Source organism: Allobosea sp. TWI1241 (assembly GCF_039673065.1).
Classification (GTDB): domain Bacteria; phylum Pseudomonadota; class Alphaproteobacteria; order Rhizobiales; family Beijerinckiaceae; genus Allobosea.
In genome coordinates this window covers 1-22,290 of sequence record NZ_JBDJKW010000013.1, presented here as the reverse complement: position 1 = coordinate 22,290, position 22,290 = coordinate 1, and the positions used below count along the sequence as shown (strand labels likewise).

Annotated in this window: 25 protein-coding genes and 1 tRNA gene; 9 read left to right on the top strand and 17 right to left on the bottom strand. The window is 69.1% G+C overall.

Annotated elements, in window-relative coordinates; genetic code table 11:
* The first annotated feature begins 338 nt into the window (after positions 1-338).
* Together ABE438_RS15910 and ABE438_RS15905 are read left to right on the top strand one after the other, a co-directional pair.
* Entirely contained in the window at positions 339-1,880 is a 1,542-nt protein-coding gene (locus ABE438_RS15910) for an undecaprenyl-phosphate glucose phosphotransferase (protein ID WP_346503631.1), read from the top strand.
* Positions 1,877-3,148, top strand: coding sequence for an O-antigen ligase family protein (locus ABE438_RS15905; RefSeq protein ID WP_346503630.1), 1,272 nt, complete (start codon positions 1,877-1,879; stop codon positions 3,146-3,148). Before ABE438_RS15910 ends, ABE438_RS15905 begins: the two co-directional genes overlap by 4 nt.
* Here ABE438_RS15905 and ABE438_RS15900 read toward each other — a convergent pair.
* Positions 3,121-3,930 carry a methyltransferase domain-containing protein gene (locus ABE438_RS15900; protein ID WP_346503629.1) on the bottom strand — a complete coding sequence of 270 codons (810 nt, stop codon included), beginning with the start codon at positions 3,928-3,930 and terminating at the stop codon, positions 3,121-3,123. The genes ABE438_RS15905 and ABE438_RS15900 overlap by 28 nt on opposite strands.
* A 596-nt stretch (positions 3,931-4,526) precedes the next feature.
* On the opposite strand from ABE438_RS15900, the gene ABE438_RS15895 reads away from it, so the two are divergent.
* The 3 genes from ABE438_RS15895 (at position 4,527) to ABE438_RS15885 (ending at position 5,741) form a co-directional block, all read left to right on the top strand.
* Positions 4,527-4,604: transfer RNA gene (locus ABE438_RS15895), tRNA-Pro, on the top strand.
* Positions 4,605-4,934: 330 nt separating this feature from the next.
* Positions 4,935-5,249 (top strand): hypothetical protein, encoded by a 315-nt coding sequence (locus ABE438_RS15890; protein ID WP_346503628.1) that lies wholly within the window; start codon positions 4,935-4,937, stop codon positions 5,247-5,249.
* Between the two features lie 342 nt (positions 5,250-5,591).
* Positions 5,592-5,741 carry a hypothetical protein gene (locus ABE438_RS15885; RefSeq protein WP_346503627.1) on the top strand — a complete coding sequence of 50 codons (150 nt, stop codon included), beginning with the start codon at positions 5,592-5,594 and terminating at the stop codon, positions 5,739-5,741.
* A 98-nt stretch (positions 5,742-5,839) separates the two neighbouring features.
* Here the strand turns inward: ABE438_RS15885 and ABE438_RS15880 are convergent, their stop codons facing one another.
* Together ABE438_RS15880 and ABE438_RS15875 are read right to left on the bottom strand one after the other, a co-directional pair.
* The gene (locus ABE438_RS15880) at positions 5,840-6,472 is read right to left on the bottom strand and encodes an alpha/beta hydrolase (RefSeq protein ID WP_346503626.1); all 633 of its coding nucleotides are present in this window, start codon (positions 6,470-6,472) and stop codon (positions 5,840-5,842) included.
* A gap of 66 nt (positions 6,473-6,538) precedes the next feature.
* Positions 6,539-7,471: a ring-cleaving dioxygenase gene (locus ABE438_RS15875; RefSeq protein WP_346503625.1), complete on the bottom strand. Its 933-nt coding sequence runs from the start codon at positions 7,469-7,471 to the stop codon at positions 6,539-6,541.
* 185 nt (positions 7,472-7,656) lie between these two features.
* On the opposite strand from ABE438_RS15875, the gene ABE438_RS15870 reads away from it, so the two are divergent.
* The gene (locus tag ABE438_RS15870) at positions 7,657-8,082 is read left to right on the top strand and encodes a DoxX family protein (protein WP_346503624.1); all 426 of its coding nucleotides are present in this window, start codon (positions 7,657-7,659) and stop codon (positions 8,080-8,082) included.
* A gap of 76 nt (positions 8,083-8,158) precedes the next feature.
* A complete protein-coding gene (locus ABE438_RS15865; RefSeq protein ID WP_346503623.1) occupies positions 8,159-9,091 on the top strand; it encodes a LysR family transcriptional regulator in 933 nt (310 codons plus the stop codon).
* 28 nt (positions 9,092-9,119) lie between these two features.
* On the opposite strand, the gene ABE438_RS15860 is transcribed toward ABE438_RS15865, so the two are convergent.
* Complete coding sequence (locus ABE438_RS15860; RefSeq protein WP_346503622.1) at positions 9,120-9,623, bottom strand: YciE/YciF ferroxidase family protein; 504 nt, start codon at positions 9,621-9,623, stop codon at positions 9,120-9,122.
* Between the two features lie 162 nt (positions 9,624-9,785).
* Here ABE438_RS15860 and ABE438_RS15855 point away from each other — a divergent pair, with 162 nt between their 5' ends.
* Complete coding sequence (locus ABE438_RS15855) at positions 9,786-9,956, top strand: hypothetical protein (RefSeq protein ID WP_346503621.1); 171 nt, start codon at positions 9,786-9,788, stop codon at positions 9,954-9,956.
* Between the two features lie 20 nt (positions 9,957-9,976).
* On the opposite strand, the gene sugE is transcribed toward ABE438_RS15855, so the two are convergent.
* The 7 genes from sugE to ABE438_RS15820 all read right to left on the bottom strand — a co-directional run bounded on the left by sugE (position 9,977) and on the right by ABE438_RS15820 (position 14,787).
* Entirely contained in the window at positions 9,977-10,291 is a 315-nt protein-coding gene (gene sugE, locus ABE438_RS15850; RefSeq protein WP_346503620.1) for a quaternary ammonium compound efflux SMR transporter SugE, read from the bottom strand.
* Positions 10,292-10,419: 128 nt separating this feature from the next.
* Positions 10,420-10,968, bottom strand: coding sequence for a MerR family transcriptional regulator (locus ABE438_RS15845; RefSeq protein ID WP_346503619.1), 549 nt, complete (start codon positions 10,966-10,968; stop codon positions 10,420-10,422).
* Positions 10,969-11,003: 35 nt separating this feature from the next.
* The gene (locus ABE438_RS15840; RefSeq protein ID WP_346503618.1) at positions 11,004-11,318 is read right to left on the bottom strand and encodes an integration host factor subunit alpha; all 315 of its coding nucleotides are present in this window, start codon (positions 11,316-11,318) and stop codon (positions 11,004-11,006) included.
* Between the two features lie 200 nt (positions 11,319-11,518).
* Positions 11,519-12,496, bottom strand: coding sequence for a beta-ketoacyl-ACP synthase III (locus ABE438_RS15835; RefSeq protein WP_346503617.1), 978 nt, complete (start codon positions 12,494-12,496; stop codon positions 11,519-11,521).
* Positions 12,497-12,508: 12 nt separating this feature from the next.
* Positions 12,509-13,573 (bottom strand): phosphate acyltransferase PlsX, encoded by a 1,065-nt coding sequence (plsX, locus tag ABE438_RS15830; protein WP_346503616.1) that lies wholly within the window; start codon positions 13,571-13,573, stop codon positions 12,509-12,511.
* A gap of 111 nt (positions 13,574-13,684) precedes the next feature.
* The gene (locus tag ABE438_RS15825; protein WP_346503615.1) at positions 13,685-14,254 is read right to left on the bottom strand and encodes a YceD family protein; all 570 of its coding nucleotides are present in this window, start codon (positions 14,252-14,254) and stop codon (positions 13,685-13,687) included.
* Entirely contained in the window at positions 14,251-14,787 is a 537-nt protein-coding gene (locus ABE438_RS15820) for a ubiquinol-cytochrome C chaperone family protein (RefSeq protein WP_346503614.1), read from the bottom strand. The genes ABE438_RS15825 and ABE438_RS15820 overlap by 4 nt, the downstream gene beginning before the upstream one ends.
* A 117-nt stretch (positions 14,788-14,904) precedes the next feature.
* Here ABE438_RS15820 and ABE438_RS15815 point away from each other — a divergent pair, with 117 nt between their 5' ends.
* Complete coding sequence (locus ABE438_RS15815) at positions 14,905-15,399, top strand: outer membrane protein assembly factor BamE (protein WP_346503613.1); 495 nt, start codon at positions 14,905-14,907, stop codon at positions 15,397-15,399.
* Between the two features lie 107 nt (positions 15,400-15,506).
* Here ABE438_RS15815 and ABE438_RS15810 read toward each other — a convergent pair whose 3' ends face one another.
* The 6 genes from ABE438_RS15810 to ribH all read right to left on the bottom strand — a co-directional run bounded on the left by ABE438_RS15810 (position 15,507) and on the right by ribH (position 22,184).
* Positions 15,507-16,424 (bottom strand): DMT family transporter, encoded by a 918-nt coding sequence (locus tag ABE438_RS15810; RefSeq protein ID WP_346503612.1) that lies wholly within the window; start codon positions 16,422-16,424, stop codon positions 15,507-15,509.
* Between the two features lie 202 nt (positions 16,425-16,626).
* Complete coding sequence (locus ABE438_RS15805; protein WP_346503611.1) at positions 16,627-18,783, bottom strand: sodium-translocating pyrophosphatase; 2,157 nt, start codon at positions 18,781-18,783, stop codon at positions 16,627-16,629.
* 197 nt (positions 18,784-18,980) lie between these two features.
* Positions 18,981-20,192 (bottom strand): MFS transporter, encoded by a 1,212-nt coding sequence (locus ABE438_RS15800; protein ID WP_346503610.1) that lies wholly within the window; start codon positions 20,190-20,192, stop codon positions 18,981-18,983.
* A gap of 35 nt (positions 20,193-20,227) precedes the next feature.
* The gene (thiL, locus tag ABE438_RS15795; protein ID WP_346503609.1) at positions 20,228-21,226 is read right to left on the bottom strand and encodes a thiamine-phosphate kinase; all 999 of its coding nucleotides are present in this window, start codon (positions 21,224-21,226) and stop codon (positions 20,228-20,230) included.
* Complete coding sequence (gene nusB, locus ABE438_RS15790) at positions 21,226-21,690, bottom strand: transcription antitermination factor NusB (RefSeq protein WP_346503608.1); 465 nt, start codon at positions 21,688-21,690, stop codon at positions 21,226-21,228. The genes thiL and nusB overlap by 1 nt, the downstream gene beginning before the upstream one ends.
* Positions 21,687-22,184: a 6,7-dimethyl-8-ribityllumazine synthase gene (gene ribH / locus ABE438_RS15785; protein WP_346503607.1), complete on the bottom strand. Its 498-nt coding sequence runs from the start codon at positions 22,182-22,184 to the stop codon at positions 21,687-21,689. The genes nusB and ribH overlap by 4 nt, the downstream gene beginning before the upstream one ends.
* Positions 22,185-22,290 lie beyond the last annotated feature (106 nt).

The following is a 22,290-nucleotide window of genomic DNA, read 5'->3' as shown; positions in this document are numbered from 1 at the left end:
GAGCAGTGGCGGAGCGATCATGAACAGCAATGTGTTTCTCAGACAACCATCAACGCTGTAAATGCCCCAATTTGCGCTTTCTGTCAACCGATCGGCTGTTTTGCCGGCTTTTCGAGACCGAAACGACGCTTTCCGAAAGCTTGGCGCAACTGTAGCATCACCTTGCGAGCACGACGAAAAACGCCATCCGCCCGCCCCTTCGCCACGCGCCGCGGAGAAGCATGGCGGGCCTGGAACTGACGTAACGGCGGATTAAACGTTCCGAGAGCAATTGGTGCTAGGTCACGACCGCGACGCAACTTCCACGGATCGGCGCAATCCGGCGAGGACGGGACGAGATGGGCGCTTTCGACGTTCGCGACATGATCAAGGCGGATACCGGCGACGGCCCCGCGCCGGGCGTCATCGCCGGCACGACCCGGGCGTTCCATCCGCTGGCCGCGAAGATCGCGGCCCTGCCCGTGAAACGCAGCTTCTCCCATGAGCTGATCGAGGGCCTCGTCCGACTGGCGGACCTGCTGACGGTGATGATCGCTGGCACGCTGGTCTACTGGCTCTACGTCCACGGCAACACCAAGGACCCGCTGCTCTACCAGATCACCATCCCGCTGACGGCGGTGGGCGCGATGGCCGCCTTCCAGGTGCTGCATCTCTACCAGATCGGCGCCCTGCGCCAGTTCGCCGGCGGGATCCTGCGGCTCCTCACCGGCTGGACGCTACTGTTCCTGCTGGTGCTCGCAGCCTTTTTCTTCTTGAAGGTCAGCGACCTCGCCTCCCGCGTCTGGCTGGCGGGCTTCTACGCCACCGGTCTCGCCGCGCTGCTGTGCGAGCGGGCGCTGGTAACCCAGATCGTCCGGCGCCTCACCCGTGCCGGCCGGCTCGACCGCCGCACCGCGATCGTCGGCGGCGGCCCCGCTGGCCAGGAGCTCATCCGCGCGCTGGAGGCGCAGGAGGATTCCGGCCTGAGCATCCTCGGCGTCTTCGACGACCGCAATGACGACCGGTCGCCCGATCTCGTCGCGGGCTACCCCAAGCTCGGCACGGTCGACGACCTCGTCGAGTTCGCCCGGCGCACCAAGCTCGACCTGGTCATCTTCACCCTGCCGATCTCGGCGGAGGCGCGCATGCTGACCATGCTGCGCAAGCTCTGGGTGCTGCCGATCGACATCCGCCTCTCCGCGCACATGTCGAAGCTGCGTTTCCGGCCGCATTCCTATTCCTATATCGGCACCGTCCCGGTGCTCGACGTGTTCGACCGGCCGATCGCCGGCTGGGACCTCGTACTGAAATGGCTGTTCGACAAGGTCATCGGCAGCCTGGCGCTGCTGCTGCTCTCGCCGCTGATGCTCGCCACCGCGATCGCCATCAAGCTGGATTCGCGCGGTCCTGTGCTGTTCCGCCAGAAACGCTACGGCTTCGACAATGAGAGCATCGACGTGCTCAAGTTCCGCTCGCTCTATCACGAGATGGCGGACCAGACGGCCGCCAAGCAGGTCACCAAGGACGATCCGCGCGTCACCCGCGTCGGCCGCTTCATCCGCAGGACCTCGATCGACGAGCTGCCGCAGCTGTTCAACGTCGTGTTCAAGGGCAATCTCTCGCTTGTCGGCCCGCGGCCGCACGTGATCCACGCCAAGACGGCCAACCGCGCCTATGAGCAGGTGGTGGACGGCTATTTCGCCCGCCACAAGGTCAAGCCCGGCATCACCGGCTGGGCCCAGGTGAACGGCTGGCGCGGCGAGACCGATACCGACGACAAGATCCAGAAGCGCGTCGAGCACGACCTCTACTATATCGAGAACTGGTCGGTGCTGTTCGATGCCTACATCCTGCTCCGGACGCCGCTCTCGCTGCTGACCAAGAACGAGAACGCCTATTGAGCGCGCTCGCGCAGGCGGGGTCCGGCCATGCCCCGCCTCGGCGCGGGCTGGCGATCTCCTATGCCGCGATCAAGCGCGGCGTGCTCTGGCTGTTCGTGGCGCTGAGCGGCTTCGCGCTGATCGAGCCCTCGCCCTATGAGTTCCTCTTCCCGCTGGCGCTCTTCGTCTTCGCGCTGACCGGCATCCGCCTGTCGCAGAAGCTGATCCCGCTGGCGCTGCTGCTGCTGCTCTACAATCTCGGCGGGGTGTTCGCGCTGATCCCCTGGATGGACGAGACGCCGTCGGTACGCTTCACCGCGGTCTCGGTCTATCTGATGCTGACGGCGATCTTCTTCGCCGCGATCATGGCCGAGGACGCGACAGGGCGGCTCGACACCCTGCGCAAGGGCTATCTCTTCGCGGCCTGGTGCGCCGGGCTCGCCGGCATTCTCGGTTATTTCAACATCGGCGGCCTCGGCGGCGCCTTCACCCTCTATGGCCGTGCCTCGGGCACGTTCAAGGACCCGAATGTGCTGGGTCCCTATCTCGTCCTGCCGATCCTCTACTGCCTGCACGGCATCCTGACCCGCCGCCTCGGCCTGATCCGCGGCTTCCTCCTGATGAGCGTTCCGCTGCTCGCGCTGTTCCTGACCTTCTCGCGCGGCGGCTGGGGCAATCTCGTCGCCTCCGCCATGCTGATGACGGCGCTGAGCTTCCTCGTCTCGGCCAGCGCCGCCCAGCGCCGGCGCATCGTCGTGCTGACCGCCGTCTCGCTCGGGCTCGTGGTGGTGGCGCTGCTGGTGGCGCTTTCCTTCGAGAACATCCGCAGCGTCTTCGAGGTGCGCGCCAGCCTCGACCAGAGCTACGACCAGGGCGTCACCGGCCGCTTCGGCAGCCAGCTGCGCGCCATCCCGATGCTGCTCGACGTGCCCAACGGCTTCGGGCCGTTGCGCTTCCGCTTCTTCTTCCCCGAGGATCCGCACAACGTCTACGTCAACGCCTTCGCCTCCTATGGCTGGCTCGGCGGCATCGCCTATCTGGCGCTGACGGCGGCGACCTGCGTGGTCGGCTGGCGGCTGGTCTTCACCCGTGCGCCCTGGCAGGGCCATGCCATCGTGCTCTGGTCGGTGCTGTTCGCGACGATCCTGCAGGGCATCCAGATCGACACCGACCACTGGCGCCATTTCTACCTGCTGCTCGGCCTGGTCTGGGGACTCTCCGCCCTCCCCCGCCGGACCGTGCCGGTCGGCGCGGCACGGCCTCAGGGCGCCTTGCGCACCGCGACATAGGCATAGGTCGTCATCGCCGCCCAGCCGGTCTTGGCCGCAAAGCGGTTGAAGGCGTGATCGGCCTGGCGCAGAACCGGCATCCGCTCGAAATAGCCATGGCCCCAGAAGGGCTGGACATGGACGTCCTCGAAGCCGACCCGGTGCAGCATCGGCGCCAGCCGCGACCGGCTGCCCCGGCACCAGTCGTAGAAGGCGGGGAACTTCGGATCGCCGCCGCCGTCGCGGCGCGCCGGGAACAGTGCGTGCACGATGGCGCGCGAGGCCTTCTCCGGCAGCACGTGGTTGAGCGCGAAGACCGGCGCCCACAGCGTCGGCATGAAGGCGAGGCCGACGCCGCCGGGCGCCAGCAGCGCGTGGATATTGGTCCAGGCCCGCTCGACGTCGTGCACATGCTCGAAGACCATGCGCGAGACCATCATGTCATAGCCCCCGCGCTCCACGTCGGGCTCCGAAAGGTCGCCGGCGATATCGAAGCGCGCCGTGCGCAGGCCCTTCGGCGTCAGGGCAAGCTCGCCGGCGTCGATGTCGTTGACGACCAGCTCGAGCCCGTGCCCGCGCGCCTCCTCCGGCGTGAACAAGGGATCGCGGCCTCCGCCGATCTCGCAGAGACTGCGCAGGCCGAAGCGTTGCGCCAGCCCCAGGATCGTCGATTCGTAGTGGTCCCAGGCCCAGCGCGAATGCCAGTCGGGCCCCAGCCCGGCGAAGAAGCTCTCGAGCGAGCCGCCGCCCGCCTTCGGCGCGCCGACACGACCGGGCTCGCGTTCAGGCACGGCGATGGCCATCGAGATCCCTTCCCTCCGGAAATGCGATGGCGAACCCTGCGCCCTCGCCCACCGCCGCGCAAGCGCCACCCACCGACGCGGTAAACGCGGCCGGGTCGGCCAGCGCCGCGGCCATGGCGAGGGTTGCAGCTCAACAGCCATCGCGAGCACGGCACGCCCCTCGGCCATCTCACCGAAATCCACCCGCTGACCTGGCGCGCGAAGCGGGGGGCGAAAGCAGACGGAGGCGGCGCTGGACTGCGGAAGTCTGTCCGCAGTCCAGAGCGCTACGTGGCCTCACCACTCTCCTAGCGATGCTGCCCTCCCGACGGGGCGAACCGGCGGAGGGGCACGAACGGCGTCATACCGACCGCCTCGCAACCCGCGGCGATGCCCAAAAGGCCGCTCATCGATCTACCAGGCAGCCGCACGCGCTCCGATTCGCCGGCGACGGGCTCGGACGCGCCCTAGGTCCCAGCGAACGCCTTCCAGCGACCACCCCGGCGTGCCCGAAATCCCCTAAAGTCCGGCGACGTTCGCCGTCATCGAGGGAAACTGGGCAAAGATGCATCTGCCGCGTTGCATCGCGCGAACGCCCACACTATAAGCCGAGCCGTCGGAGCGTAGCGCAGCCCGGTTAGCGCACTTGTCTGGGGGACAAGGGGTCGGAGGTTCGAATCCTCTCGCTCCGACCATTTTTCCTAAATATTCTCAGCAACATGTCTTATCGGCCCAGAATGGTCGATCCGTTGTTTCGCATACCTTAGTGCCGCGGGATTGCGCCAGGCGCTTACGAGTCCCCCATCTGACCTGTCAAAGACCTCTGCCTTGCACGCGGCCGCGCGCGGGGTCGCACCGTATCAGCGCCGCCCTCCCCAAGCGGTTTCGCGATAGATCCTCACGACCGGAGTCGTGGCTTGGGACAACATGACTTCACGGTGAGGATAGGCGGCGCATAATCGAATCTCCGCCGGACGAATCTCATCGGCCCTCAGCGCCCGCGACAAGCACCCGAAAGGCCCCTCATGAAACCCGCTCTCGGCCTCGCCTTCGCCCTCGCCACATCCTGCTTCGCTCTCCCGGCGCAGGCTGCGGTTTCCGGGTTTTACGACAGTGCGGCGCAGGTCGAGGTGTTGATGCAGAGCGGTGCGCTTGCCGATGCGGTTCGCCAGTTGCCGATCCGGGAGTTGACGCGGGCGGGGCAGCGGCGGTCGGACGGGGCACTGCGCTGGCGGGTCAGGACCGAGCGCTGCAAGCTCGTGGTCTATCTTGAGGCGATCCCGCCCCAGGGCGTCGGCAGGACGCGCTATGCGGTGAAGGAGGTCGGCTCCTGTCGCTGAGGGCGCCGGAGGCGAGAGCGCGCGGCAGAAGAAAAAGGCAGGCGTGGAGCGTCGGGCGCCGGACGAGGCGTCGCGCAGCACGGAGGGCGGCGAGCACCACACGCCAGACGCCAGACGCCGGACGCCAGACGCCAGACGCCATACGCCATACGCCATACGCCATACGCCATACGCCATACGCCATACGCCAGAGCTGGCAGCACAGACAGCGCCGCGCAACCCTTTCCAGGATCTGAACGAGCGCTCGCAAGCGTAAGATTTTCTTAATCGATTCCGTTCAAATCCGGTTCAGACAATCAAGCTTATCGTAACGATGCTGCCCTGCGTGATGGAGGCTTCGTCATGACATTCGACTGGCGCAACGGGATGATGATCGGGTTCATCGCCTCGGTGTTCGTCGCCTGCCTGTTCGGGCCCTACATGATCTCGGTCATGCTCGGCTCGCTGGGCCTGCTCTGCTATCTCTCCCGTCACCTGCGGACGGGCGCCTGAGCGCGCGGCACGCGCTGAGACCGCCGGCATCGGCGCGGCGATACGAGATCTGACGATTCGAGGCCGGGGCACGCGGGGCGTGTCCCGGCCTCTGTCGTTCAGGCATTCACGGCGCGGCCTGTGTCGGCCAGCCAGCCGGCGACGATGCCGATATCCGCCTGGCCGAGGCCATGGCCGCCGGGCAGGCTGCGATGGGTCACCGCCGCACCGGCCTTCGCCAGCGTCGCGGCCAGCCGCTCAGCATCCTCTCCCGCCACGATCGGATCGAAGCTGCCCGACAGGATCAGCACCGGCTTGCCGGCGAGGTCGGCCGCGGGCGGCGCCGCGAAGGGCGACATCGCCCGCAGCAGCACGCCGCCGGCCAGCGCTTCCGGCCGGAGCAGCAGCGTCGCGGCGGCGATGTTGGCGCCGTTCGAGAAGCCGAGCGCCAGCGGCGCGGCGATGCCGTAGCGCGCGCGGGCCGCCAGCACGAAGTCGGCGAGCTCGTTGGCGCGGCGCGTCAGGTCGGCCTCGTCGAAGACGCCCTCGGCGATGCGGCGGAAGAAGCGCGGCATGCCGCCTTCCAGCACCTTGCCGCGCGGCGAGAGCAGCGCCGCCCCGGGCAGGACGGTGCGGCCCAGCGAGAGCAGGTCGGTCTCGTCGCCGCCGGTGCCGTGCAGGAGCAGGAGCGGCGGCAGGCCGGGCGCGGTCGCCGGCTCGAAGCGGTGGATGAAGGACGTGGTCGCATCCATGGTGACATCTCCTCGTCGATGGCGATGGGAGCGGGCGCCCGGCGCAAGGCTGGGCGCCCGTCCTTGTCAGTCGAGGGCCGGCAGCACCGCCTCGATCTCGCTGCGGCGCGCCTCGTAGCGGGCCGGCAGCTTGAGGGTGCCGCCGAGGCTGTCGGCCGGCTCGTCGATGGCGAAGCCCGGATCGTCGGTCGCGATCTCGAACAGCACGCCGCCGGGCTCGCGGAAGTAGACGGACCGGAAGTAGTTGCGGTCCCTCTGCTCCGTGACGCGCAGGCCGAACCGCTCGGTCAGCAGCGCCACCATGCGCGCCTGCTCGGCATCGTCGGCCGCCCGGAAGGCGACGTGGTGCACCGAGCCGGCGCCCATCCGGGCCGGCAGGAAGCCGCCCGCACCGCGCAGATCGACGATGCCGCCGACAGGGCTGCCCGGCGCCCGCATCCGCACGATGCCGCCCTCGCGTCCGGCTTCGGCGAAACCGAAGACCTCGGCGAGGATCGCCGCGGTCGGCTCGGCCTTGTCGAGCAGCAGGGTGACGCCGTGGAAGCCGCGAATGGCGACCTCCGCGGGGATGCCCCCGCCCTCCCAGGCCGGCTCGGCCTCGCTGCCGGGCACGCCGACGAGCGCCAGCCGCATGCCGTCCGGGTCGCGGAAGGCCAGCACGGTCTCGCCGAAACGCTTCTGGGGCACATCATGCACCACGCCATGAGAGACGAGGCGATGCGTCCAGTAGCCCATGGCGGCGGCGGGCACGCGGAAGGAGGTCTCCTGCGTCTCGCCGATGCCGAGCCGGCCCGGGGCGGCATGCTCCCAAGGGAAGAAGGTGAGGATCGTGCCGGGATTGCCGCCGGCGTCGCCGAAATACAGGTGCCAGGTTGTCGGATCGTCGAAGTTGACGGTCTTCTTCACCAGGCGCAGCCCGAGGACGCCGGTATAGAAATCCAGATTGCGGCGCGCCGGGCCGGCGATCGCCGTGACGTGGTGGATGCCGTTGATCTGCATGGCTTGGGTCCTCTCGGGCCGCGGAACGCCGCCCTCGTTGCCGACAAGATGGGCCATCGGCCGGCAAAATCCAGATGCCGGACATTGCACTCCAGCAATGTCTTCCTGACGAATTCGAAAATTGAATTGCGCAACAGCCGCGATCACTCTCCCGCCACGATCACCCCGATCGCCTGGAGAGTTCCATGATCGATACCCGCCTCGCTCCCTACGGAGCCCTCGTGCTGCGCCTCGCGCTCGGCCTGATGTTCCTCGCGCACGCCTATCTGAAATACAGCGTGTTCACCGTGCCGGGTTTCGCCGGCTTCCTCGGCCAGCAGGGCCTGCCCGGCGCGGTCGCCTGGCCGATCATCCTGGCCGAGACGCTGGGCGGCATCGCCATTCTCCTCGGTTTCTATGGCCGTTTCGCCTCGCTGCTGCTGCTGCCGGTGCTGCTGGGCGCGCTCGCCGTGCATGCGCCCAATGGCTGGCTGTTCACCGCCGCCAATGGCGGCTGGGAGCATCCCGCCGTGCTGGCGGCACTCGCACTCGCCCATGGCCTGATCGGCGACGGCCCCCTGGCCCTGCGTCCCGGCCGCCTGCCCGAGGCGGCGCGCTCCGCCCTCGCCTGAGCCCGATGCCGGACGGCGGGTTGTTGCAGCCCGCCGTCTGCGGCATGGTCCGGCAGCAACCGCCGGAGAGCCCGCCTTGCCGTCCGCGCCCCATCCCGTGTCCTGGGACGATTTCCGCCTGATCAAGGCGATCGCCGAGGCGCGCAGCCTGCCGGCCGCAGCCGAGCTGATCGGCATCAACCATTCCACGGTGTTCCGGCGGCTCGGCCAAATCGAGGAGGCGCTCGGCACCCGACTGTTCGAGCGCCATCGCAGCGGCTACGTCACCACGCCCGCCGGCGAGGAGATGGCGGCGCTGGCGGCGCGGCTCGACCAGGACATTTCCGGCTTCACCCGCCGGCTCGCCGGACGCGAGATCCAGCCCGCCGGGGAGTTGCGCGTCACGACCAACGATTCCCTGCTGATCGAGCTGCTGACGCCGCTGTTCGAGCGCTTCATGCGCGAATGCCCGGACATCAGGCTCGACGTGCTGCTCGGCAACCAGGCGCTCAATCTCAGCAAGCGCGATGCCGATGTCGCCATCCGCGCCACCGATGCGCCGCCGGAGAACCTCGTCGGGCGCCGGGCTGCGCGGATCGCCTGGGCGCTCTATGGCCGTGCCGCCGACCATCCCGACGCGCAGGCACTGACGGAGGAGCACTGGCCCGCGCAGCGCTGGGTCTCGCTCGGCGACCAGTTCACCGGGTTCAAGGTCGTGCAGACCGTGCAGAAGGCCGTGCCGCCCGAGCGCCTGGTCTACAAGCTGAATTCCGTGCTCGGGCTGGCGGAGGCGATCGAGACGGGGATCGGCGTCGGCTTCGTGCCCTGCTTCATCGGTGATCGGCGGCCCGGGCTGGCGCGCCTCGGTGCGCCGCAGCCGGGCTATGCCGCCGATCTCTGGCTGCTCACCCATCCCGACATGCGCCACACCCCACGGGTGCGGCTGTTCCTCGACTTCATGGCGATGGAGCTGGCACGGCTGCGCCCCCTGATCGAGGGGGCGCAGGACGCGGTGGCGCCGGCCGACTGAACGGCGCGGCGCCCCACGACGACCGCGATCAGGCGGCCTTGCGGTTGATGCCGCCGGTGGCGAGCTTGGTCAGCTTGTCGTCGGCGGCATATTCCTCGTCGAGGTTCTGCTGCAGCAGTTCGGCACAGTCCTGACGGCCGAGGCGCTTGGCCCAGGCGACAAGCGTGCCGTAGCGGGTGATCTCGTAATGCTCCACCGCCTGGCAGGCGGCGACGATGGCGGCATCGAGCACCTCCTTGTCGGCGACCTCGCCGGCCACCTCGTCGGCCTCCTTGAGGATGCCGTCGATCGCCGGGCAGTTCACCGCCTTGGCCTCGACGCCATGCTGCTTGAAGACCTGCTCGAGCCGCCGGATATGGCCCTCGGTCTCGCCGCGGTGCGCCTCGAGCCCGCTGCGCAGGCCCTGGTCGGTCGCCTTCTCGATCATCTTGGGCAGCGCCTTGTGGATCTGCTTCTCGGCGTAATAGACGTCCTGGAGCTGATGCACGAACAGATCGTCCATCGTCTTGATATCCTTGGAAAACAGGCCCATGGATGCCTCCTCGTCCGTGTGGTGTGGATGGATCGCCGGCACCGGTCTGGCGGTGTGCTCGTCCCTGCCCTGCCAACGTCGCGCGGCCCGTTGAGTTCCCGCGACGATACGGATCGCGGGGTGTGGTTGCCTCGCTTCGGGCCGATGCACTAGGCTGGCGCCATGGAGATCGCGATCCCCCTCATCATGGGGCTGACGCTGGTCTGGCTGATCGGCCGCGGCGTCCCCTGGAACTCGAAGCTGATGACCGTGGTGGTGACGCTCGGCGTCATCGTCCTGATCCTGCTTCTGGAGCGCAACGGCTTCTGGCCAGAGGCCTTCCGGCGCAGCTGAGCCGCGCCGGTCGCCCGCCTTCAGCCGACGAGCTTCAGCCCGACGATTCCCGAGACGATCAGCCCGATGCAGGCGAGCCGCATCGCGGTGGCCGCCTCGCCGAACAGCAGGATGCCGAGCAAAGCCGTGCCGACGGTGCCGATGCCCGTCCAGATGGCGTAGGCGGTGCCGAGCGGCAGGCTCTTGAGCGCGAGCCCGAGCAGGCCGAGACTGACTGCCATGCTCGCGAAGGTCAGCAGGCTCGGCACCACGCGGGTGAAGCCATGGGTGTATTTGAGGCCGATGGCCCAGCCGATCTCGAACAGGCCGGCGATGAAGAGATAGATCCAGGCCATGGTGCGGCCCTCCGTCACGAAGGGCGAGGTCGTCCACGCCGGGAAAACACGCTGGCACGGGGCCGCGGAGGTCGTCCTCGCGGCCGATCTAAGCCATGCACCGCCCCGGTTCAAGGGCCATGACGCGGTCAGGCGTCCTCGGAATCCGCCGAGGCGAGCGCGCCCTGCAACAGCCGGCGGCATTCGGTCAGCTCGGCCAGCGTCGCGCGCAGCAGCGCGAGATCGGCGACCGGCAGCGTCTGCACGGGCATGGCGTGCGCCTCCGCACCGTCCTCGTCGGGTCCGGGATAGCTGTCCGCCTCCTCGAAGCCGGGCAGCATCGCGGCGCGGCGTGCGGCGGTGACGGCGGCAGCAGGCGAGGTCTCGGCCGGTACCGGCGCGCCCAGCAGCGGGGCGATCTCGGCGCCGCGGCCGATCGCCTGGACGTGGCGCGGCCCCTGCTCCTTGAGGATGCGCTGCATCCCCTTGATCGTATAGCCTTCCCCGTAGAGCAGCCGGCGGATGCCCTTGAGCAGGGCGACGTCGTCGGGGCGGTAGTAGCGACGGCCACCGCCGCGCTTCAGCGGCTTGATCTGCGCGAAACGGGTCTCCCAGAAGCGCAGGACGTGCTGGGGTATGTCGAGGTCCTCGGCGACCTCGCTGATGGTCCGGAATGCGTCGGGGCTCTTGGTGTCCAATTCGGCCTCTGTCTCGCCGGTTGGGAACTCCAGGCTCACTCGTCCTCGCCTTCGGCGATCTGCCCGTTGATCCGGGCCTTCATCACGTTCGACGGCTTGAAGACCATGACGCGGCGCGGCTCGATCGGAACCTCGACGCCCGTCTTGGGATTACGCCCGATTCGCTCGCCCTTGTCGCGCACGACGAAGGAGCCGAAGGAGGAGAGCTTGACGTTTTCGCCGCGCGCGACCGCGTCGCAGATCTCGTCCAGCACGGCCTCGACAAGCTTGGACGACTCCGTCCGCGACAGGCCGATCTTCTGATAGACCGCCTCGCACAGATCAGCGCGCGTCACCGTTTGCCCAGCCATGAGCCACCTCCAAAGGCGTTATCGAGCAGAAGCATCCCCGCAGGGCCGAGCTGTGCCGGCTGCGCGGACGCTAGGATGCGTGGCAGACCGGGTCAATCCTCGGAGCAGACGCACAGGTTGAAAACAGCGAGATTCATGGCTTCCGCAATTCGGAAATGTCATGAATTCCAAAAGATTTAGCGGTCGAGCCTGCCGCGGGCTCACCAGCGGATCAGCGCCGAGCCCCAGGTGAAGCCGCCGCCCATCGCCTCGATCAGCACGAGCTGGCCGCGCTTGATGCGGCCGTCGGCATGGGCCTCGGCGAGCGCCAGCGGGATCGAGGCCGCCGAGGTGTTGCCGTGGCGGTCCACGGTCACCACGACATGGTCCTGGCTGATGCCGAGCTTGTCGGCAGTGGCGTCGATGATGCGGCGATTGGCCTGGTGCGGCACGAACCAGTCGATGTCGGCGCCGGTCAGCCCGGTCGCCTCGAAGGTGTGGCGCACGGTGTCGGCGAGGTTGACCACCGCATGGCGGAACACCTCCTTGCCCTCCATGCGCAGCAGGCCGACCGTTTTGGTCGAGCCGGCGCCGCCATCGACATAGAGCTTGGTCTTGTGGCGCCCGTCCGAGCGGATATGGGTCGTCAGCACGCCGCGGTCGGCGAGCGTGCCCTCGCCCTCCTCCGCCGCCAGCACGACCGCGCCGGCGCCGTCGCCGAACAGCACGCAGGTGGTGCGGTCCTCCCAGTCGAGGATGCGCGAGAAGGTCTCGGCGCCGATGACCAGCGCCGCCTTGGCAGCCCCGCTGGTCAGGAACTTGTCGGCGGTGGCCAGCGCGAACACGAAGCCGGAGCAGACCGCCTGCAGGTCGAAGGCCGCGCCCTGGGTGATGCCGAGCTCGGCCTGGATCTGGGTCGCGGTGGCGGGGAAGGTGTGGTCGGGCGTCGCGGTGGCGACGATGATCAGGTCGATCTCGTCGGCGCGCATGCCGGCGTCGGCGAGCGCCGCCTCCGCGGCCTTGAGGCCGAGCACCGAGGTGGTCTCGTCATCGGCCGCGATATGGCGCTGGCGGATGCCGGTGCGCTGGACGATCCACTCGTCGGTGGTGTCGACCTTTTTGGCCATGTCGGCATTGGTGAGGATCTGCGCCGGCAGATAGGAGCCGCAGCCGCGCAGCACGGATCGCAGTTTCGACAAGGACGTTCTTCCCTACTCGCCGGCGACGGCCTGCGCGTCGGCAGGGCCAGCCTGCGGACGCGACGTGGCCGACACCATCTCGCGGACCTTGGCCATCAGGTCCTCGCGCGCCATCTCGTAGCCCAGTTCGGCGGCGCTGGCGAACCCCACCGCATCCGTGCCGCCATGACTCTTGATCACGATGCCCTCCAGGCCGAGGAAGACGCCGCCGTTGACCTTGCGCGGGTCCATCTTGTCCTTGAGCGCCGAGAAGGCGCCGCGGGCGAAGAGATAGCCGATCTTCGACATCAGCGAGCGGCCCATCGCGGCGCGCAGATATTCGCCGATCTGGCGGGCGGTGCCCTCGGCGGTCTTGAGCGCGATATTGCCGGTGAAGCCCTCGGTGACCACGACGTCGACCGTGCCCTTGCCGAGATCGTCGCCCTCGACGAAGCCGTGATAGGCCATGTGGGGCAGGTTGCTCTCGCGCAGGATGCGGCCGGCTTCCTTCACCGCCTCGACGCCCTTGATCTCCTCGACGCCGACATTGAGCAGGCCAACGCTCGGACGGTCGAGATCGAAGACGACGCGCGCCATGGCGGCGCCCATCACCGCGAGATCGACCAGGTGCTGGGCGTCGGCGCCGATGGTCGCGCCGACATCGAGCACGACGCTCTCGCCGCGCACCGTCGGCCACAGGCAGGCGATCGCCGGGCGGTCGACTTGCGGCATCGACTTCAGGCAGAATTTCGACATCGCCATCAGCGCGCCGGTGTTGCCGGCGGAAACGGTGACGTCGGCTTCTCCGGTCTTGGTGGCGTCGATGGCGCGCCACATCGAGGATTTGTAGCGGCCATAGCGCAGGGCCTGGCTCGGCTTGTCGTCCATCTTCACCGAGACCTCGGTGTGGTGCAGGACGGAGGCAGCCTTGAGCTTGGGGTGCTGCTCGAGCAGGGGCGCGACCTGCGCCTCATCGCCGAAGATCACGAAGCGGGCATCGGGACGGCGCTCGAGAGTCAGCGCGGCGCCGGGAATGACCACGGACGGGCCATGGTCCCCGCCCATCGCATCGAGCGCGATTGTAACCGGACGTGTCATGAGATGGCGATCAGTTCCTGAGGCGACGCCCCTGGGCGATGCGGCTCGAGGCGGGCGGACAATAGCGTCTTGCACGCCGGCCGCAAGCCAAAGCCTGCTCCGGCGGCGGGCTCAGTCATCCCGCTTCAGCCTGGCGAGCGCAGCGAAGGGCGAATCCGCTTCGGTCGCCGCGGCGTTTTCGGTGAAGGTCGCGCCGGGCTTGCGCGGATAGGGATCGAGGCCGAGCGCCAGGAACTCCAGCGTCACCGCGCCGAGGTCGATCACGCCGCCGATGATCGGCTCCGGCGGGTCCGCCTCGTTGAGCATGACCTCGATGTCGATCTCCGCGAGATCGCGCGCCGTCGGCTCGGGGGCCACGATCTCCGATTCGGGCACGAAGTCGAGCTTCACCGGGATCCTGAGCGTCGCCGGCACCGGCTCCAGCGTCACGACGCAATTCTGGTGCAGGCTGGCGCGGATCTCGCCCTCCAGCCCGACGCGGTCGCCATTGCGCGAGAGCCGGTACTCGGCGCGCAGGGCTTCCAGAGAGGCCAGCCCGAGATGACGCGCGATCGGCGCCAGCTGTTCGGGCTGCGCCACCACCTCGACGGTGACGGTGCGCAGGGTGATCGACTCGACGCGGACGGGCTGCCTGAGCGGCAGCGCCGGCGCGGCGGGCGTGTCGGGGGTCTCGGAGGTCATCGGGCTCTGTCGCTCGTGAAAGGGGGAAACAGGGGATCGGCCGCGAGAAGCGCAGCGAGATCGAGCCCCGAGAGGCGCTCGTCGCAGGCCCTCGCATGGGCCGCGAGCGCGGTGGAATCGGCCTCGGCCGAGACGTTGCGGGCCAGCGCCGTGGCCAGCGCGTCGGGTCCCTCGCCGGCGAAGGCCTCCTCATAGGCCCCGAGGCGGCCATAGAAGCTGCGCCCGATCGCCTTCATCTTGCGCGGCACCGAAACGTCGCCGACCCCGCCCTGGCGGAAGCCGAGCTCGAGATAGGCAAACGTGGCGTCGACGAGGTCCTGGGCCATGTCGGCCGCCGGGGCCGGCAGGGCGCGCAGCCGGCGCAGCACGAGGAAGACGTGCAGGGCCAGCATCTCGAAGCGGCCCTCGAAATCGTCGGGGACGCGGGCGTCGAGGAACAGCGCCGGCTCTCGCGATGCCGACACGATCCGGGAGAACACGGTCTTGACCGGCGCCAGCCGGTCCGGCCGCTTGCCGAAGAGGCTGAGAATCACAGTCCTGTCCCGTTTCCTAGCGCTTGCCTTGCCAAAGCCATGCTCGGGCGTTACGCCAAGCACACCCCTCATGACAAGCGCGGCATCGTCCGCGTGCCTGCTGCTGGACCCTGCCGCATGACCGCTCCGACCCGCCGCACCGTCCTGTTCGGATCGCTGGCCGCCGCGCTGCCGCTGGCCGCGTGCAGCAACGCCACCCAACTCGGCTTCCGCGTGCCGACCTCCGCCGGCCTGAACGAGGAGTTCACCCGCGGCTTCGTCATGGACGACGATCTGATCGCCAAGGTCAGGCCGGGCATGGATGTCCAGGCGGTGCTGACCACGCTCGGCACGCCCTCGACCACGTCGACCATCGGCAACCGCACCTTCTACTACATCAGCCAGACGGTGCGCCGGCGCTTCCAGTTCCAGGACTTCCAGGTCGTCGACCAGAAGGTGCTGGTGATCTATTTCAACAAGGGCTTCAAGGTCGAGCGCATCGCCAATTACGGCCTGCAGGACGGCGTGATCTTCGACTTCATCAGCCGCACCACCCCGACCGGCGGCGAGGAGCAGAGCTTCCTGCGCAACCTCTTCCGCGGCGTCACCAAGTTCAACCCGCTCGGCGCCTGAGCGGGCGCGATCGCGAACCGACGAAAACCCCGCGGCACGCTGCGGGGTTTTTTTGTTGCCGGTGACGGCGCTTGTGCGCGCGCCGATGCGACAAGAGCGCAGCCCTGTCAGGCCCCACCGCGCGGGCGCCCCCGCAGCGTCATCGCGACGACGCCGACGAGCACGAGGACCAGCCCGGCCGCCGTGGTGAGGGCGAGCCGCTCGCCGAGGAAGACGATGCCGATCAGCACGCCGGCCGGCACCCTGAGATAGGCCACCGAAGTCGTCGCCACCGCGCCGATGCGGGCGATCAGCCGGAAATAGATCGCGAAGGCCAGCGCCGTCGAGAACACCGAGAGCGCGAGCAGCGCGGCGAGCGACTCGCGCGAGGGCGACAGCGTCCACGGCCGGTCCCAGATCAGGCTGGCGGGGATCAGGACCAGCGCGCCGCAGACCAGCGAGCCTGCCGCCGGCATCAGCGGATCGAGCCCGGAGAAGCGCCGGCCGAACAGGGCGGCGCCGCCATAGCACAGGCTGGCGAGCACCAGCGCGAGCTGCGCCGCGACGTCCCGCCCGAGCCCCGACAGCGCCTCGACCCCGATGATCAGGCAGACGCCGAGCATGCCGGCGAGTACGCCGAAGAGCTTGCGCCCGGTCGCGGCCTCGCCGCGCGAGAGCAGGAGCGCCAGCAGGAAGGCGAAGATCGGCGAGCCGGCGGTCAGGATGCTGGCTAGGCCGGCATCGACCCGCATCTCGGCCCAGGCGATCAGCGTGAACGGCACCGCGCTGTTCAGGCAGGCCTGCACCGCGAAGTCGCGCCAGACCAGCGGATCGCGCGGCATGGACAGGCCGCGCCAGCGCAGCACGGCGAGCAGGATCGCACCGGCGATCACGGTGCGGACCGCGATCAGCGTGAAGGGCGGGATCGTCGCCACGCCCATCTTGATGAAGCTGTAGGAGGCGCCCCAAAGCAGCGCGAGCAGGCCCAGCAGGGCGTAGTCGGCGACGGGGCTGGAACGGAAGCGGCGGTCGGCACGGGCGGTCATCTCGTCTGTCTCCATCTCGGCCCGGACCATGCCAGCTTCGCCGCCCCACCGCCCGCCCGGACGCTACGCTTTCGACCGAAGGTTCACAGATCGATTCAAGCGCCTGGCGGATCGATTCCGCCAAGTGCCGCAAAGCGTTGAGCGGGCATGGAAAACCCCGCGGCAGCGGCTGCCGCGGGGTGGGTTCGTCTTGGTCCGGCGCTCAGCTATGCGCCAGGATCGCCAGCAGCAGCAGCGCGATGATGTTGGTGATCTTGATCGCCGGGTTCACGGCGGGGCCCGCCGTGTCCTTGTAGGGGTCGCCGACGGTGTCGCCGGTGACGGAGGCCTTGTGGGCGTCCGAGCCCTTGAGATGGCGCACGCCGTCCTTGTCGACGAAGCCGTCCTCGAAGCTCTTCTTGGCGTTGTCCCAGGCGCCGCCGCCCGAGGTCATCGAGATGGCGACGAAGATGCCGGTGACGATCACGCCCATCAGCATGGCGCCGACCGCGGCGAAGGCCTGGTTCTTGCCGGCGATGGCGTTGATGACGAAGAAGGTGACGATCGGCGCCAGCACCGGCAGCAGCGAGGGCAGCACCATCTCCTTGATCGCGGCCTTGGTCAGCATGTCGACGGCACGGCCGTAATCGGGCCGGTCCGTGCCCTGCATGATGCCGGGCTTCTCCTTGAACTGCCGGCGCACCTCTTCGACCACCGAGCCCGCCGCCTTGCCGACGGCCGTCATGCTCATGCCGCCGAAGAGGAAGGGGACCAGGCCGCCGAGCAGCAGGCCGACCACGACATAGGGGTTCGACAGGCTGAAATCGACCGCGACGCCCTTGAAGTACTGGAAGGTCGTCGAGCCGGCCTTGTTGGCCTCCGCCACGAAGAAGTTGAGGTCGGAGGTATAGGCGGCGAACAGCACCAGCGCGCCGAGGCCGGCCGAGCCGATCGCATAGCCCTTGGTGATCGCCTTGGTGGTGTTGCCGACGGCGTCGAGCGCGTCGGTCGAATGGCGGACCTCCTTGGGGAGCCCCGCCATCTCGGCGATGCCGCCGGCATTGTCCGTCACCGGGCCGAAGGCGTCGAGCGCCACCACCACGCCGGCCAGCGCCAGCATGGCGGTGGTGGCGATGGCGATGCCGAACAGGCCGGCGAGGCCGTAGGAGACGATGATGCCGGCGATGATCACGATAGTCGGCAGCGCAGTGGATTCCAGCGAGACCGCGAGGCCCTGGATGACATTGGTGCCGTGGCCGGTCACCGAGGCCTGGGCGATGGAGACGACCGGGCGCTTGCCCGTGCCGGTGTAGTACTCGGTGATGACGACGATCAGCAGCGTCACCGCCAGGCCGACCAGGGCGCAGCCGAACAGCCCGCCGGAGGTGAAGCTCGCGCCCTGCCCGGTGGTGAAGGCCGCGGAGAAGCCGCCGAACATCAGATGCGTGACGGCGGCGATGGCGGCGATGGAGAGCACGCCGGCGGCGATGAAGCCCTTGTAGAGCGCGCCCATGATCGACTGGTTGGCGCCGAGCTTGACGAAGAAGGTGCCCGCGATCGAGGTGACGACGCAGGCCGCGCCGATCGCCATCGGATAGAGCATCATCACCTTGAGCGCGTCCTGCCCGGCGAAGAAGATCGCCGCCAGCACCATGGTGGCGACCAGCGTCACCGCATAGGTCTCGAACAGGTCGGCCGCCATGCCGGCGCAGTCGCCGACATTGTCGCCGACATTGTCGGCGATCGTCGCCGGGTTGCGCGGATCATCCTCCGGAATGCCGGCCTCGACCTTGCCGACGAGGTCGGCGCCGACATCGGCGCCCTTGGTGAAGATGCCACCGCCGAGACGGGCGAAGATCGAGATCAGCGAGGCGCCGAAGCCGAGCGCCACGAGCGAGTCGATGACGGTGCGGCTGGCGGCGTCGAAGCCGAGCCAGCCGGTCAGCACGGCGAAATAGACCGCGACGCCGAGCAGCGCGAGGCCCGCGACCAGCATGCCGGTGACCGCGCCGGCCTTGAAGGCGACGTCGAGCCCCTCTCCCAGCGACTGCATCGCAGCCTGGGCGGTGCGGACATTCGCGCGCACTGAAACGTTCATGCCGATGAAGCCGGCGACGCCGGAGAGCACGGCGCCGATCAGGAAGCCGATGCCGACATAGATGCCGAGAAGCCAGATCAGCGCGGCGAGCAGCACGACGCCGACGATGCCGATCGTGAGATATTGCCGCTTGAGATAGGCTTGGGCGCCTTCCGCGACCGCGCCGGAAATCTCCTGCATTCGCGCGCTACCGGCGTCGCGCTTCATGACGTCGCCATAGGCCCAGAGTCCATAGACGATCGATAGCGCACTCAAAACGATGATGATGAGCAAGGCCGACATCGAATTTCCCGTCCCTGAGTTTCGTCAACCGGGGCAGGACGCCCCGACGGATCCGGTTTTCCGGTTTGTTGAACGCCAAGGATTGCTCTGCCGAGCAGGAATCACGCGCCGGCAGGGCCGATCGTCAGTGTCGAGCCGAACGTTGCCAAGTTTTCGCCCGAATCGCAAACGGGCGGGAGTGCTGCTTCCCGTGGGCCTCAGGCCGCCGCGACGCGCCCCGAGAGGCGCTGCCAGCCGAGCAGCGTCAGCGCGATCAGAACCGGCGGGAAGACCAGCCAGTTGACGCTGTCCCAGCCGCCGGCATGCAGCAGGCCGCCGGAGGAGAAGGAGGCCAGGGCGACGGAGCCGAAGACCAGGAAATCATTCGCCGCCTGCACCTTCACCCGCTCTTCCGGGCGATAGCAGTCGGTCACCAGCGCGGTGGCGCCGATGAAGCCGAAATTCCAGCCGATGCCAAGCAGGACGAGCGCGATCCAGAAATGCGCGACGCTGATGCCGGCGAGCCCGACGATCGCCGCCAGCGCCGTCAGAAGCAGGCCGAGGACGGTGATCTGCCCCTTGCCGAAGCGCGCGATCAGCCGGCCGGTGACGAAGCTCGGCGCGAACATGGAAAGCACGTGCCACTGGATGCCGAGCGCGGCCTCGCCGACCGAATGGCCGCAGCCGACCATGGCGAGCGGCGCTGCCGTCATCAGGAAGCTCATCAGCCCATAGCTGACCAACGCCGCCACCACCGCGGCGATGAACTTCGGCTGGCGCATGATCTCGGAGAGCGGCCGGCCGCCGGCCGAAGCCTGGCGGACCACCGGCGGGGCCTGCAGACGCGAGACCAGCGGCATGGCGAGCAGCGCCAGGCAACCCAGCGCCAGGAAGCTCGCCGCGAACGGGGCGGCGGGCGTCAGGTCGCGCGTCCAGAGCACGGTCTGCGGGCCGACCACGCCGGCGACGAGACCGCCGATCATCACCCAGGAGATGGCGCGGGGGCGGAAGCCCTCGCTGGCCGTGTCGGCGGCGGCGAAGCGGTAGCTCTGCACATAGGAGCCGTAGAGCCCGCACAGGAAGGTGCCGACGCAGAACAGCCAGAACAGCCGCTCGACCACGCCGCTCGCGGCGACGCCGGCCCCGATGGCGCCGATCATCGCGCCGACGAGATAGCCGCCGCGGCGGCCGAGGCGGCGCATCACCATCGCCGCGGGGATGACCCCGCAGGCGAGGCCGAGATGCATGGCACTGACCGGGACTGTGGCGAAGGCCGGGTCCGAGACCAGCTGCGCGCCGACGATGCCGCCGAGCGAGACGACGATGGCCGGATTGGCGCCGCCGAGCGCCTGGGCGGAGGCGAGCACGAGCGCGTTGCGGCGCGCCAGCGCGTCGCCCTGCTGCGCGATGGTCTGGGCATTCTGGCTCATCGGAACCGCCGGTCTCCCGGCGGCCATGGCCGCCGTCAGAAATGGACGAAGGAGCCTCGCGCGAATTCGCGCGGCCGGCCCGCTTCGCGGTAGAGCACGGTTCCCGGCACGCCGGCGATGCGCCCGATCCGGACGAGGGGAACACCCGCCGCGTCGGCCGCCGCGATCAGGGAAGAATACTTCTCGTCCGGGACCGTGCAGAGAATTTCGTAGTCGTCTCCACCGGTCCAGGCCAGTTCCGCCAGCGCGGGATCGGCCATGACGGCAGAGCGCACCGCCGCCGAGAACGGCACGGCGTCGAGATCGACTTCGGCGCCGACGCCGGAGGCCGTCACCAGCTTGGCGAGGTCGCCGACGAGCCCGTCGGAGACGTCCATCGCGGCGGAGGCATGGGCCTGCAGTGCCTGCGCCAGCGCCAGGCGCGGGCGCGGATGCAGATAGCGGTCGGCGAGTTCGTCACGCGCCGCCTGGTCGAGCCCCGCCACCCAGGCGGGCGCATCCGGGGCATGCACCTTCAGCCCGAGCGCACCGTCGCCGATCGTGCCCGAGACCAGCAGGACATCGCCGTACTTCGCGCCGGAGCGCAGTACCATGCGGCCGGCCGGGACGCTGCCGAAGGCGGTGATCGACAGGGTGAGCGGGCCGGGCGTCGAGACGGTGTCGCCGCCGATCAGCGGGCAGCCAGCCTCGGCCGCGATCGCGGCCAGCCCCGCGGCGAAGGCCGCGAGCCAGGCCTCGTCCCAGCCCGGCGCCAGCGCGAGGCTGAGCACGAAGCCGTCGGGCCGCGCGCCCTTGGCGGCGAGGTCGGAGAGGTTGACCGCCAGCGCCTTGCGGGCGATCGAGCCCGGCGGATCGTCGGCGAGGAAATGCACGCCGGCGACCAGCGCGTCGGTGGTGACGACGATCTCGAAGCCGCGCCCGGGGCGCAGCAGCCCGGCATCGTCGATCAGGCCGAGACCGCCCGGCCCCGCGATCGGCGCGAAATGCCGCGCGATCAGCTCGAACTCGCCGGGGCGCGCGGGGGCGGTCGCCATCAGGCCGCCGGGTCGAACTCGTCCGCCCGGAAGTCGCGGGCGAGCCGGTCCATGACCGCGTTGACCATGCCGATCTCCTCGCCCTCGTAGAAGGCGCGGGCGACGGCGACATATTCGGAGATGACGGCGCGGGCCGGCACGTCCTTGCGGAAGGCGAGCTCGTAGCAGCCGGCGCGCAGCACGGCGCGCACCACGGCCTCGACCCGCTTCAGCGGCCAGCCGCTGGCGAGCACCTCGTCGACCGCGCGGTCGACCATGCGCTGCTCGCGCACGACGCCGCCGAGCAGGTCGCGGAAGAAGGCGATCTCGGCTTCCGGCAGCTCGACCTCGTCGATCTCCTTGCCGATCCAGAACGCCTCGAACTCGGACATGGCCTCGATCACGCCGCGGCCGCCGATCTCCATCTCGTAGAGCGCCTGCACGGCCGACAGCCGCGCGCCGCGGCGCTTCTCGGCACGGCTCATTTCGACTGCTCCGCCAGCGAGCGCTTGAAGCGCAGCACCGCGAGCGCCGCCTCGGCGGCACCGCCGCCCTTGTTCATCTCGTCGCGCTTGGCGCGGGCCCAGGCCTGCGCCTCGTTCTCGACGGTGAGGATGCCGTTGCCGAGCGGCAGCGCATAGGCGACGGAGATGTCCATCAGCGCGCGCGAGCTCTCGCCGGCGACGATGTCGTAATGGCCGGTCTCGCCGCGGATCACCGTGCCGAGCGCCACGACCGCCTCATAGGGATCGACCGTTTCGTCGGCGGCGCGCTGGGCGATCACGATCGCGGAGGGGATCTCGAGCGCGCCGGGCACCGTCACCACGTCGACGCGGCATTCGGCCGCCTCGAGCACGGCGAGCGCGCCCTCGAGCAGCTCGTCGGCCAGCTCGTCATAGAAGCGGGCCTCGACCACCAGGACGCGGGCACCGTCGAGCGGGGCCGCGGGGGCGGCGGAAGATTGCCGGGGTCCGGCCATGGCGACATCCTCGCAAAATCATCATCGGACGGGCATGGGCGCCCGCCGCACGGCCCCTCCGGGGCCTGTTCCAACGGAAACGGCGTCTCGAAGGATGCTCCCGGTC

Coding starts and splice junctions, on each gene's coding strand:
- ABE438_RS15910 (WP_346503631.1), top strand. CDS start 339: ATGGGCGCTTTCGACGTTCGCGACATGATCAAGGCGGATACCGGCGAC.
- ABE438_RS15900 (WP_346503629.1), bottom strand. CDS start 3,930: ATGGCCATCGCCGTGCCTGAACGCGAGCCCGGTCGTGTCGGCGCGCCG.
- ABE438_RS15890 (WP_346503628.1), top strand. CDS start 4,935: ATGAAACCCGCTCTCGGCCTCGCCTTCGCCCTCGCCACATCCTGCTTC.
- ABE438_RS15885 (WP_346503627.1), top strand. CDS start 5,592: ATGACATTCGACTGGCGCAACGGGATGATGATCGGGTTCATCGCCTCG.
- ABE438_RS15880 (WP_346503626.1), bottom strand. CDS start 6,472: ATGGATGCGACCACGTCCTTCATCCACCGCTTCGAGCCGGCGACCGCG.
- ABE438_RS15875 (WP_346503625.1), bottom strand. CDS start 7,471: ATGCAGATCAACGGCATCCACCACGTCACGGCGATCGCCGGCCCGGCG.
- ABE438_RS15870 (WP_346503624.1), top strand. CDS start 7,657: ATGATCGATACCCGCCTCGCTCCCTACGGAGCCCTCGTGCTGCGCCTC.
- ABE438_RS15860 (WP_346503622.1), bottom strand. CDS start 9,623: ATGGGCCTGTTTTCCAAGGATATCAAGACGATGGACGATCTGTTCGTG.
- ABE438_RS15855 (WP_346503621.1), top strand. CDS start 9,786: ATGGAGATCGCGATCCCCCTCATCATGGGGCTGACGCTGGTCTGGCTG.
- sugE (WP_346503620.1), bottom strand. CDS start 10,291: ATGGCCTGGATCTATCTCTTCATCGCCGGCCTGTTCGAGATCGGCTGG.
- ABE438_RS15840 (WP_346503618.1), bottom strand. CDS start 11,318: ATGGCTGGGCAAACGGTGACGCGCGCTGATCTGTGCGAGGCGGTCTAT.
- plsX (WP_346503616.1), bottom strand. CDS start 13,573: ATGACACGTCCGGTTACAATCGCGCTCGATGCGATGGGCGGGGACCAT.
- ABE438_RS15825 (WP_346503615.1), bottom strand. CDS start 14,254: ATGACCTCCGAGACCCCCGACACGCCCGCCGCGCCGGCGCTGCCGCTC.
- ABE438_RS15815 (WP_346503613.1), top strand. CDS start 14,905: ATGACCGCTCCGACCCGCCGCACCGTCCTGTTCGGATCGCTGGCCGCC.
- ABE438_RS15810 (WP_346503612.1), bottom strand. CDS start 16,424: ATGACCGCCCGTGCCGACCGCCGCTTCCGTTCCAGCCCCGTCGCCGAC.
- ABE438_RS15805 (WP_346503611.1), bottom strand. CDS start 18,783: ATGTCGGCCTTGCTCATCATCATCGTTTTGAGTGCGCTATCGATCGTC.
- ABE438_RS15800 (WP_346503610.1), bottom strand. CDS start 20,192: ATGAGCCAGAATGCCCAGACCATCGCGCAGCAGGGCGACGCGCTGGCG.
- thiL (WP_346503609.1), bottom strand. CDS start 21,226: ATGGCGACCGCCCCCGCGCGCCCCGGCGAGTTCGAGCTGATCGCGCGG.
- nusB (WP_346503608.1), bottom strand. CDS start 21,690: ATGAGCCGTGCCGAGAAGCGCCGCGGCGCGCGGCTGTCGGCCGTGCAG.
- ribH (WP_346503607.1), bottom strand. CDS start 22,184: ATGGCCGGACCCCGGCAATCTTCCGCCGCCCCCGCGGCCCCGCTCGAC.